10 protein-coding genes are annotated in these 11,007 nt (G+C 38.5%); all 10 read left to right on the top strand.

Going from position 1 to position 11,007, the window contains the following annotated elements:
- Positions 1 to 17: 17 nt before the first annotated feature.
- Entirely contained in the window at positions 18 to 260 is a 243-nt protein-coding gene (locus tag FXF62_RS02500) for a hypothetical protein (protein ID WP_000627865.1), read from the top strand.
- 16 nt (positions 261 to 276) lie between these two features.
- The gene (locus FXF62_RS02495; protein ID WP_001054257.1) at positions 277 to 1,131 is read left to right on the top strand and encodes a conjugal transfer protein TrbL; all 855 of its coding nucleotides are present in this window, start codon (positions 277 to 279) and stop codon (positions 1,129 to 1,131) included.
- Between the two features lie 53 nt (positions 1,132 to 1,184).
- Positions 1,185 to 1,544 carry a PrgI family protein gene (locus FXF62_RS02490; protein ID WP_001097589.1) on the top strand — a complete coding sequence of 120 codons (360 nt, stop codon included), beginning with the start codon at positions 1,185 to 1,187 and terminating at the stop codon, positions 1,542 to 1,544.
- Positions 1,495 to 3,852 carry a VirB4-like conjugal transfer ATPase, CD1110 family gene (locus FXF62_RS02485; RefSeq protein WP_187984211.1) on the top strand — a complete coding sequence of 786 codons (2,358 nt, stop codon included), beginning with the start codon at positions 1,495 to 1,497 and terminating at the stop codon, positions 3,850 to 3,852. Before FXF62_RS02490 ends, FXF62_RS02485 begins: the two co-directional genes overlap by 50 nt.
- A gap of 11 nt (positions 3,853 to 3,863) precedes the next feature.
- On the top strand, positions 3,864 to 6,677 hold the full coding sequence (locus FXF62_RS02480; protein WP_149517509.1) for a phage tail tip lysozyme: 2,814 nt from the start codon (positions 3,864 to 3,866) through the stop codon (positions 6,675 to 6,677).
- A 566-nt stretch (positions 6,678 to 7,243) separates the two neighbouring features.
- The gene (locus FXF62_RS02465) at positions 7,244 to 7,558 is read left to right on the top strand and encodes a YdcP family protein (protein WP_000420682.1); all 315 of its coding nucleotides are present in this window, start codon (positions 7,244 to 7,246) and stop codon (positions 7,556 to 7,558) included.
- 15 nt (positions 7,559 to 7,573) lie between these two features.
- The gene (locus FXF62_RS02460) at positions 7,574 to 7,960 is read left to right on the top strand and encodes a YdcP family protein (RefSeq protein WP_000985015.1); all 387 of its coding nucleotides are present in this window, start codon (positions 7,574 to 7,576) and stop codon (positions 7,958 to 7,960) included.
- A gap of 28 nt (positions 7,961 to 7,988) precedes the next feature.
- Positions 7,989 to 9,374 (top strand): FtsK/SpoIIIE domain-containing protein, encoded by a 1,386-nt coding sequence (locus FXF62_RS02455; protein ID WP_000813488.1) that lies wholly within the window; start codon positions 7,989 to 7,991, stop codon positions 9,372 to 9,374.
- A gap of 177 nt (positions 9,375 to 9,551) precedes the next feature.
- Positions 9,552 to 10,802 (top strand): MobT family relaxase, encoded by a 1,251-nt coding sequence (gene mobT / locus FXF62_RS02445; protein ID WP_117645176.1) that lies wholly within the window; start codon positions 9,552 to 9,554, stop codon positions 10,800 to 10,802.
- Positions 10,802 to 10,969 carry an MLS leader peptide gene (locus tag FXF62_RS02440; RefSeq protein ID WP_000502600.1) on the top strand — a complete coding sequence of 56 codons (168 nt, stop codon included), beginning with the start codon at positions 10,802 to 10,804 and terminating at the stop codon, positions 10,967 to 10,969. Before mobT ends, FXF62_RS02440 begins: the two co-directional genes overlap by 1 nt.
- The last annotated feature ends 38 nt before the right edge of the window (positions 10,970 to 11,007 follow it).

The following is an 11,007-nucleotide window of genomic DNA, read 5'->3' as shown; positions in this document are numbered from 1 at the left end:
TAGAAAAGAGGAAATAGATGATTACGCATTTTAAAGGTTTTGTTTATGGAGTAGACGCAAGTGCTATGTTTGCACAAGCTATGTCTTTGTTACAGAAGGGATTGATTGCGGTTGGTGCCTTTCTCGTTGTTGTTGGGATTGTCAATCTTGCAACCAATATTAAAGATGGTGGACCAGGTGTTCGGAATGCCATTCTTGAAATTGTCGGTGGTGTTATGGTCGGGGCTGCTGGAGCCTTTGTAACTCAAATTTCAATTTAGGAGAATAAACAATGACATGAATCTTAGTTTAGTCTCACCCTTTGTTTACCTTGCATCTGAAAAAATATCAGCTGAAAATTTATTTGAAGGATTTAATGTAGATTTACAATCTACGGTAGATCTGATTAAATCCCTATCTAGCTACAATCCAACAGTTTGGACTTATATGTCTAGTATTACTAAAAGTGTCATGCAGCCTCTTGGAGTTGCGATTTTATCAGTTGTTCTCATCTTAGAATTTTCGAAGATGGCAAAGAAAATTGCTAACTCAGGAGGTGCGATGACCTTTGAAGCATTAGCGCCGATGTTGATTAGTTATATCATGGTCGCAGTTGTAATTACCAATACAACCGTGATTGTAGAAGCCATCATCGGGATTGCGAGTCATGCCATTGAACAAGTAGCTTCGATTGTGGCTCACGGTGGGGCAAAGTATGATACAATCTCTGGATTAAAAGGTTCAGGATTTATTGGCCGGATGATTGTGGGCTTTTTCGCCCTCCTCATTTGGCTAGTTCGGATAGTAAGTGCAGCCATGGTTAATCTTTTGGTATCTATTCGATTTATTCAACTCTACCTTATGATTCCATTTGCCCCTCTTACGATTCCAACATTTTTAAGTGATGAGTGGAAGTCTATTGGTATTGGCTATTTAAAAAATATTATGGTTTATGCGGTACAAGGGGTTCTCATTTTTCTGATTGTTTCTCTTGTTCCTTTGTTTGAATCTGCTGGGAAAATAGCTGTTTCAAATGGTGCAGGAGTCTTGCAATCACTTGCAATTATGTTTGGTAGTTTGGTACAAGCTATCTTACTGATTATTGCCCTCGTTGGTTCTCAACGTACGGCTCGCTCAATCTTAGGTATGTAATTAGATAAAGGCTAGGAAGTGATTGCTTCTTAGCCTTTTTAGAAAGGAAAGTCATGAATACACGTGTCTTTAAAGACATCTCAAAATACCAACACAGGGCTTGGTTAGGTTTCACCACAAGACAAATCATCTTTGTTTTACCAGCCTTTATTGTCACAATTATTGTTTTGGGCTTGAATCTCTTTTTCTGGCAATTTGGAGATTGGTTTGTTTACGGTTTTGTGTTTGCTTTTACCATCCCCCTCATGCTATTTGGAGTCTATAAACCCAATGATTTATATTTTGAACATTATTTGAAATACCGTCTTCATTTTGAATTAACGGTTCCCCTACGCACAATTACAGGAAAGAAAGGACCTGAACATGAAAAGAAAATCAAATACATTAAAGAAACAAAAAACTTCAATGACTAATAAAAAGGAAGAAGCTAAAGGGAAAAAAGAGGAAGTGTTACCTTCAACGGCTAATACTCTTTCCTATCAAGCCCTGTATCAAAATGGTCTGATGCAGGTGAAAGAAGATTATTTCTCACAAAGCTATTTACTTGGTGATGTCAATTACCAAACCGTTGGTTTAGAAGATAAGGGGGCAATCATTGAGAAGTATTCTGATTTGATTAACTCTTTAGACGACCAAACCAACTTCCAATTGACTATCTTTAATAAAAGATTGAATTTAGAAAAGTTTAGACAAAGTGTTTTGTATGAGGAAAAAGAAGATGGATATGATACCTATCGTAAAGAATTGAATCGGATGATGAATCAAAATTTAGATAGTGGTGAAAATAACTTTTCGGCTGTGAAACTGATTAGTTTTGGTAGAAAGGATTCTAATCCCAAACAAGCTTATCGTTCCTTGTCTCAAATAGGCGAATATTTCAAGAGTGGTTTCTCAGAAATTGATGCAAGATTTGGATCCTTGACTGGAGAAGAACGGGTGAACTTGTTGGCAGATATGCTTAGAGGAGAACACCATCTTCCTTTTTCTTATCGTGATTTAACGAGATCTGGCCAGACAACTCGTCACTTCATAGCACCTAATCTCTTGGATTTTAAAAACAAGAATTACCTACAAATCAATGACCGCTTATTACAGATTGTCTATGTGAGAGACTACGGTATGGAATTAGGGGATCAGTTTATCCGAGACCTTATGCAAGGAGATCTGGAATTGATTGTAAGCCTTCATGCTCAAAGTTCGACCAAGGCAGATGCCATGAAGAAACTACGAACAAAGAAAACCTTAATGGAATCCCAAAAGATTGGAGAACAACAAAAACTAGCTCGTACAGGTATCTATTTGGAAAAAGTAGGTCATGTATTAGAAAGCAATATCGATGAAGCTGAAGAACTCTTAAAAACCATGACCGAGACAGGAGATAAACTATTTCAAACGGTCTTCTTGATTGGGGTCTTTGGTCAGGATGAAGAAGAACTCAAACAAGCCCTAGACATTATCCAACAAGTGGCCGGCTCAAATGATCTAATGATTGATAAACTTCCATATATGCAAGAAGCAGCCTTTAATAGTTTGCTGCCATTTGGTTGTGATTTTTTAGAGGGAGTATCACGGAGTTTATTAACGTCCAATATAGCAGTGAACTCACCTTGGACTTCAGTAGACTTACAAGACCGTAGTGGGAAATATTATGGTATCAATCAAATCTCAAGCAATATTATTACCATTGATCGCAGCCTATTAAATACACCGTCTGGTCTGATTTTAGGAACATCTGGAGCTGGGAAAGGGATGGCAACTAAGCATGAAATTATCACGACCAAAATCAAGGAATCTGGTGAAAATACTGAAATTATCATCGTGGATCCAGAAGCAGAATACAGTGTCATTGGACGAGCTTTTGGGGGAGAAATGATTGATATTGCGCCCGATTCCCAAACTTATCTCAATGTCCTTGACTTGTCTGAGGAAAATATGGATGAGGATCCTGTAAAGGTAAAATCAGAATTTCTTTTATCTTTTATTGGCAAGTTATTGGATAGAAAAATGGATGGGAGAGAAAAATCGATTATAGACCGAGTCACCAGACTCACCTATCAGTCATTTAAAGAGCCTTCTTTGGAAGAATGGGTCTTTGTCTTGAGCCAACAACCAGAAGAAGAAGCGCAGAATTTGGCACTTGATATGGAACTGTATGTTGAAGGTTCTCTTGATATTTTTTCTCATAAGACCAATATTCAGACAGGATCTAACTTCTTAATCTATAACGTTAAAAAGTTAGGAGATGAGCTGAAACAAATCGCTCTTATGGTTGTTTTTGATCAGATATGGAATCGTGTCGTTCGGAACCAAAAATTAGGGAAGAAGACTTGGATTTATTTTGATGAAATGCAGCTTCTTTTATTAGATAAATATGCCAGTGATTTCTTCTTTAAATTGTGGAGTCGTGTCAGAAAATATGGAGCCAGTCCGACTGGGATAACCCAAAATGTCGAAACCTTATTGTTAGATCCAAATGGTAGACGGATTATTGCAAATAGTGAATTTATGATTCTCCTCAAGCAAGCAAAAAATGACCGAGAAGAATTGGTTCAACTCTTAGGCTTGTCAAAAGAACTTGAAAAATACCTAGTCAATCCAGAAAAAGGTGCAGGACTGATAAAAGCTGGTTCCGTTGTAGTTCCCTTTAAAAATAAGATTCCTCAAGGTACTCAATTGTTTGATATCATGAGTACAGATCCTGATAAAATGGCTTCTAATTAAGGAGAAGGTAAATGAAGGATAAAAGAGAAATCATACGTGCCCGAAAGGCATTTAGAAGAAGTCTAAAAGATGAGAAGAAATTCTTGAAAAAAGGAAAGAAGGAGGTGAAGAAACAGAAAAAAAATTCCGCTGTACTGGATGAAAAAGCATGGAAAAAAGAGATAAAGGAAAAGCTGGAGGAGATGAGAGAAGCTTCAAAGGCTAGAGTAAAACAAGCAAATGAAGACTACAATCATATTCTTCAAAATAGTCCTCCATCTCTTTTAAATCGCAAAGAATTAAGAGACAGACGGTTGCCTCATGCTAGGAAACGATTGAAAATAGCCAAGAATCAATTTAAGGAAGCAAAGGTAGAAGCAAAAGAAGAAAGAAAAGAGAGTCGTAAAGAAAGAAAAACCAATCAAAAATTTTTCTACGGTCAGGAATCGAAACATAAATCTAATTTTTTCTTTCAAGGGAAGAGTTTAGAAGAATTAAAAGCTAAGAAAGAAGTCAAGGCCGCAAAAGAGAATCTAAAATCTACTAAACAAGCCTATAAGTCCAAAAAAGTCAGTAGGAAAGCCAAAACTTTTCTTTATGTCCTTGGACGTGAAGGTGGAGAGTTAGCTTCAGAAAATGAAGATTTAGAAGGTTATCACACACTTCAAGAGACAATTAGAAAAGGAAAACGCTACAGTCTCCTTTCTTATAACCTTGGAAAAGCTAGTGTCAAAACAGGACAAGCAACAGGTCGTTTTACCAAGAAAAGACTGACCAACACAAAAGAGCGATACCATCATTTTAAGGATGGAAAAGGATGGAAACTAGCGAAAGATAACCCAAGTTCTTTTAAAAATCGGTTTCGAAAATTAAAGAAACAAGGTCTTACAAGTGTCCGAAATATCTATCAAAAACTAAAAGCAGCCTTTTCCTTCTTTACATTTGCGGCTGGAAATCCTGTAACCTGGATAGTTGGAGGAATAGTCTTTCTTCTTTTACTTATAATGAGCTTCTTTTTAGGATTTTCATCTGCTAGTTTGATTCAACAAGATGAATTTGAATTAACAAAAGCTTATACCCACCTAACTTGGGAAGATGCAGAACATACTCGCACAAATGACAAAGGAATTACTTATTACACAAAAGTTGATGATGTGATGGGGTATATGAACTTTAAATTCCATGACTATGAGTTACACAAACCAGTTCACTTATTTAGTTCAGAATCTTACAAGGATTATCTGTCTACTTTGTGGCATGATTTAAACGATGGGGATGATTTGAAATCCATGCAAGACCTCTATGAAACTCCTAAGTATAAACTATCGAAAGACGATCAAGAGGAAATAAAGGAACTAAAAGAAGAGGGTGTCTATGCTTCCATGCAGGAATTGGACAATCCATTTGAGGGGAAAAGCAACGAAGATAGTCTAACCATGACTTATCGTTATGGATACTATGATTTAGACGGAAAACCTACTCTTCAGGAGTATATTCTACTAGAAGCGAAGGCTCACCAAACAATTGTCGCACCAATGGATGGTGTTGTATCTCTAGACGGAGATGATGTTATTCTCACTAACGGAAAAGGAGAGAATGAGAGTCGATTGACCTTGTATTCTATTCATAATGGCCGTGCGATTGAGGGGACAAGAGTCCTAACGGGTGATATTATTGGTGAAACACCAGACGATACAGGTTTGAAAGTTTCCTATCAAAAGTATAAAAACAAGAAAGAAAAATTGGTGTATGTCAATCCGCAATTTTATTTTCCAAAAGTCATTCAACTTCAGACCACTATCTTACCAGCCATTGGTCAGTTTGGTGGGGATGAGTTTGAACGAGCAAAACATATTTATGAGTTTTTGAAATCTCAAGGGGCAAGTCCCCAAGCCATTGCGGCAATTTTAGGAAATTGGTCGGTAGAGTCTTCTATTAATCCTAAACGAGCTGAAGGAGATTATTTATCTCCTCCTGTTGGCGCTACCGATTCCTCATGGGATAATGAAAGCTGGTTAGCGATTGGAGGTCCAGCCATTTATAGTGGTGCTTATCCTAATATTCTTCATAGAGGTCTAGGTTTAGGGCAATGGACAGATACCGCAGATGGGTCAACACGGCATACAGCCTTGTTAAATTATGCACGCACCCAAAATAAGAAATGGTATGATTTAGACCTACAACTTGATTTTATGCTTCATGGGGATAGTCCTTACTATCAAAGTTGGTTAAAGGATTTCTTTAAAAATACAGGCAGTGCAGCCAATCTGGCCCAACTCTTTCTGACCTATTGGGAGGGAAATTCTGGTGACAAACTACTGGAAAGACAAACCAGAGCAACGGAATGGTATTACCAAATTGAAAAAGGCTTTAGTCAAACAAATGGAGGACAGGCAAAAAGTGATCCACAATCCCTTGAAGGGGTTCGTGGGGACTTGTATGATCATTCTGTTCCTGGTGGTGGAGATGGTATGGCCTATGCTTATGGACAATGTACATGGGGTGTTGCGGCTCGTATGAACCAGTTAGGCTTAAAATTAAAAGGTAGAAATGGAGAAAAGATTTCAATCATTAATACCATGGGAAATGGTCAAGACTGGGTTGCGACAGCTTCAAGTCTTGGTGGGGAAACGGGCTCTACACCAAGAGCAGGTGCTATTGTTTCCTTTGTAGGAGGTACACATGGTACACCAGCCAGCTATGGTCATGTGGCTTTTGTAGAGAAGGTCTATGATGATGGTTCTTTCCTTGTGTCTGAAACCAACTATGGGGGCAACCCTAACTATACCTTTAGAAAAATCTCTCAAGCAGATAGTGCCATCAGTTTTGCTTATACGACCAAATAGAAGAGTTTACACTTGAAATTGTAGCTATTTAAAGATACAATATGTCTATAAATGAGTGGTCGGCTCATGGTCAATCTGATAGTAATCTTGGACATAAGGGCCAAGCGGTGGCGGACACCAGAACAAAATCCGATAGCAATCTTGGACGTACGGGCCAAGCGGTGGCAGACACCAGAATAAACCGACTGATTAGGTGGCTTACAGGTTCAGTAAGTCATCTTTTTTATTTGAAAAATAGCATAAAAATCTAGTTATCCGCATAAAAACTGGACTTATCACACTTTATCAAGGTCAAAACCACTCAATTTACTACTAATTTACTACTTATGAATGAGCTTTGATACGACGATTTATCCTTGAAAAGTGAAGATATAAAGATACTTCCAATAAAATTTGAATATTTAATAGGTAGACACTTCAAAAAATGAGGTGTCTATTTTTTTACCCGATTTTGAAAGGAAGTGAACTTATGAAAACAAAAAATCAAGAATCAAAAGGTCGTTCCCCACTCTTTAAGACCATCAAACATTCATTCAGCCAATAAAAAAGAAAGGATAGGTAAAAATATGGAACTTAAATTTGTGATTCCCAACATGGAAAAAACATTCGGCAATTTAGAATTTGCTGGCGAGGATAAAGTCGTTCAGCGAAGAATCAACGGACGGCTAACTGTCTTATCAAGAAGCTATAATCTCTATTCTGATGTTCAAAGAGCAGATGATATTGTGGTGGTGCTTCCTGCTGAAGCTGGCGAAAAACATTTCGGCTTTGAGGAACGTGTGAAGTTAGTCAATCCACGTATTACCGCAGAGGGCTACAAAATCGGCACTCGTGGTTTTACAAATTACCTTTTACATGCTGACGACATGATAAAAGAATAAAGAAAGAGAGGAAAAATGATGAGATTAGCAAATGGCATTGTATTAGATAAAGACACGACTTTTGGAGAATTGAAATTCTCTGCTCTACGTCGTGAAGTGAGAATCCAAAATGAAGACGGGTCGGTTTCAGATGAAATCAAGGAACGTACCTATGACTTAAAATCCAAAGGACAAGGACGCATGATTCAAGTAAGTATTCCTGCCAGCGTGCCTTTGAAAGAGTTTGATTATAACGCACGGGTGGAACTTATCAATCCCATTGCGGACACCGTTGCTACTGCCACCTATCAAGGAGCAGATGTTGACTGGTATATCAAGGCAGACGATATTGTGCTGACAAAGGATTCTAGTTCATTCAAAGCTCAACCACAAGCAAAGAAAGAACCGACACAAGACAAATAGTCGCTAGGTAGAAAGGAGACTTTTTCGCATGAAACAGCGTGGTAAAAGGATTCGCCCATCTGGTAAAGATTTAGTCTTTCATTTTACGATAGCGTCACTCCTGCCTGTTTTCCTGCTGGTTGTCGGACTGTTTCATGTGAAGACAATCCAGCAGATCAACTGGCAGGATTTTAACCTATCACAAGCAGATAAGATTGACATTCCCTATTTAATTATCAGTTTCAGTGTCGCAATTCTTATCTGCTTGCTGGTAGCGTTTGTATTCAAACGGGTTCGCTATGATACGGTTAAACAACTTTACCACCGTCAAAAACTGGCAAAGATGATACTTGAAAACAAGTGGTATGAATCTGAACAGGTCAAAACAGAGGGTTTCTTTAAAGATAGTGCTGGTCGTACAAAGGAAAAGATAACCTACTTCCCTAAAATGTATTATCGACTTAAAAATGGCTTGATACAGATACGGGTGGAAATCACGCTGGGAAAATATCAAGACCAACTCTTACACTTGGAAAAGAAATTAGAGAGTGGCTTGTACTGTGAGCTGACGGATAAAGAGTTAAAGGATTCCTATGTGGAATATACTTTGCTCTATGACACCATAGCCAGTCGTATTTCTATTGATGAAGTAGAAGCTAAAGATGGTAAACTTCGCTTAATGAAAAACGTATGGTGGGAATATGATAAGCTCCCTCATATGTTGATTGCTGGTGGTACAGGTGGCGGTAAAACTTACTTTATACTGACACTGATTGAAGCCTTGCTTCATACAGATTCAAAACTGTATATTCTTGACCCGAAAAATGCTGACCTTGCGGACTTAGGTTCTGTGATGGCAAATGTCTACTATAGAAAAGAAGACTTGCTTTCTTGCATTGAAACATTCTATGAAGAAATGATGAAACGTAGTGAGGAAATGAAGCAGATGAAGAACTATAAGACTGGCAAAAATTATGCTTACTTAGGTCTCCCGGCACACTTCTTAATCTTTGATGAATACGTCGCTTTCATGGAAATGCTGGGAACAAAAGAAAACACCGCAGTTATGAATAAGCTGAAACAGATTGTCATGTTAGGTCGTCAAGCTGGCTTCTTTCTAATACTGGCTTGTCAACGTCCAGACGCAAAATATTTAGGCGACGGAATCCGTGATCAGTTTAATTTCAGAGTGGCTTTAGGTCGTATGTCTGAAATGGGCTATGGCATGATGTTTGGCAGTGACGTACAAAAGGATTTCTTCTTAAAGCGAATCAAAGGTCGTGGCTATGTTGATGTAGGAACAAGTGTCATATCAGAGTTTTATACTCCCCTTGTACCAAAAGGATATGATTTCTTGGAGGAAATTAAAAAGTTATCCAACAGCAGACAGTCCACGCAGGCGACGTGCGAAGCGGAAGTCGCAGGTGTGGACTGATCTTGCTGGCTGGTGTGGCAATAGCCACGCCAGCACTTAACCCCCCGTATCTAACAGGGGGGTACAAATCGACAGGAAACAGTCAAAAAAACATTAGAAAATCCTTTGGTTACAAGGGATTTACAAAATTTCAGCGTATGTCAAATGGGCTTTAAAAGTTGACATACGCCTTTTTGATTGGAGGGATTTTTACTGAATGAACAAACTTGGTTACAGCATTTAAAAGAAAAACGCTTGGCTTATGGACTATCTCAAAACCGTTTAGCTGTTGCGACTGGTATTACAAGGCAGTATCTAAGCGATATTGAAACAGGAAAAGTCAAGCCATCAGAGGATTTACAGCAGTCCCTTTGGGAAGCTCTGGAACGCTTCAATCCCGACGCTCCCCTTGAAATGCTGTTTGATTATGTAAGGATTCGCTTTCCGACAACAGACGTACAGCAGGTGGTCGAAAACATCTTACAACTGAAACTGTCCTATTTTCTTCATGAGGACTATGGTTTCTATTCTTATTCAGAGCATTATGCTTTAGGCGACATATTCGTCCTTTGCTCCCATGAACTGGACAAAGGAGTTCTGGTGGAATTGAAAGGTCGTGGGTGCAGACAATTTGAAAGCTATCTTCTGGCACAACAAAGAAGCTGGTATGAGTTCTTTATGGACGTTTTGGTGGCTGGCGGTGTGATGAAACGCCTTGACCTTGCCATTAACGATAAGACAGGGATTTTGAATATCCCTGTACTCACTGAAAAGTGCCAACAGGAAGAATGTATCTCCGTCTTCCGCAGTTTTAAAAGCTATCGCAGTGGCGAACTGGTACGCAAAGAGGAAAAGGAATGTATGGGAAACACCCTCTATATCGGTTCATTACAAAGTGAAGTTTATTTCTGTATCTATGAAAAGGACTACGAGCAGTACAAGAAAAATGATATTCCCATTGAAGACGCAGAAGTAAAAAACCGTTTTGAGATTCGATTGAAAAATGAGCGTGCCTATTATGCAGTCCGTGATTTACTCGTCTATGACAATCCAGAGCATACCGCCTTTAAAATTATCAATCGGTATATCCGTTTTGTAGATAAAGACGATTCCAAACCTCGTTCTGATTGGAAACTGAATGAAGAATGGGCTTGGTTTATTGGGAACAATCGTGAACGATTAAAACTAACCACAAAACCAGAGCCTTACTCCTTCCAAAGGACGCTGAACTGGCTATCTCATCAAGTTGCCCCGACCTTAAAGGTTGCGATTAAACTTGATGAAATCAACCAGACGCAGGTTGTAAAAGACATTCTCGACCATGCGAAACTGACAGACCGACACAAGCAGATTTTGAAGCAACAGTCAGTAAAAGAACAGGACGTGATAACAACAAAAAAAGGATATCTGTCAACCATACCAGTTGACAGATATCCAAAAAAGATATAATGGGAGATAAGACGGTTCGTGTTCGTGCTGACTTGCACCATATCATAAAAATCGAAACAGCAAAGAATGGCGGAAACGTAAAAGAAGTTATGGAAATAAGACTTAGAAGCAAACTTAAGAGTGTGTTGATAGTGCATTATCTTAAAATTTTGTATAATAGGAATTGAAGTTAAATTAGATGCTAAAAATTTGTAATTAAGAAGGA

The sequence above is a fragment of the Streptococcus cristatus genome, from assembly GCF_008369405.1.
GTDB lineage: Bacteria > Bacillota > Bacilli > Lactobacillales > Streptococcaceae > Streptococcus > Streptococcus cristatus_G.
The sequence above is the reverse complement of the archived record's forward strand: the minus strand, read 5'-3'. Positions and strand labels throughout refer to the sequence as shown.